This is a genomic window from Streptomyces sp. ActVer (assembly GCF_027270795.1).
In the GTDB taxonomy this organism is placed as follows: domain Bacteria; phylum Actinomycetota; class Actinomycetes; order Streptomycetales; family Streptomycetaceae; genus Streptomyces; species Streptomyces umbrinus_A.
This window is the reverse complement of sequence record NZ_JAPWHT010000996.1, coordinates 1-698: the sequence shown is the minus strand read 5'-3', so window position 1 is coordinate 698 and position 698 is coordinate 1. Positions and strand designations below refer to the sequence as shown.

At 74.6% G+C, this 698-nt stretch carries 1 pseudogene; it reads right to left on the bottom strand.

Annotated features, from left to right (window positions below):
- Nucleotides 1-451 precede the first annotated feature (451 nt).
- Nucleotides 452-698: pseudogene (locus O3Q52_RS53805) on the bottom strand (hypothetical protein); the annotation flags it as partial.

Genomic DNA, 698 nt, shown 5'->3' with positions numbered 1-698 from the left:
GCTCGGCCGGATCCGTACCGCCGCCGAGGCCGGGGCACTGCCCGTGCTCGACGCGGGCGGGGTGCGGGTCGGCGCGTGGGCCTCTGGGTCATCGCTCGGGGGGCGGCGGCCAGGGTTCGCGGGCGGACGAGTCGGAGCCTGGAGTCGCGCGGGATACGGGACGTCACGGGGGCAGTCTTCCGGTTGACGGTCCGAAAACCCAAACGGAATGCCGCAGGGGGCCACAGCGGTGGCCTGCGCACCGGTCCCCGCGGGCACTCCCGGGGCGTGAACGGGCAGGTGGTACGGAGTTAAACGGAACCTTCGGGACCGGGTGGAACGGACGCCCCGGCAGCGGACGGGCAGAGGCGAGGAGGGGCCGGGAGGGGGCCACGTCAGGAGATCAGGTGGATCAGGTCGCTGGACGAGGCCGCTGCGTGAGGCCGCTGGGGGAGATCGCTGGGGGAGATCGCTACATCAGGGGGGTGAGGAAGCGGCGGAGGGCCTCTTGGTAGCCGGCCGGGTCGGCGTTCCACATGGCGCCGTGCGGGGCGCCCCGGACCGTGTGCAGGGTGACGAGGTCGGGGCGGGCCTGGGCGAGGCGGCGTGAAGGGCCCCAGGGGGCGACCGTGTCGTCCGGGCCGTGCAGGACGAGGACGGCGGTGTCGGCGGCCAACGCGCGGGCCAGGGACAGCCGTTGGCGCTGCCCTCCTGAGAGG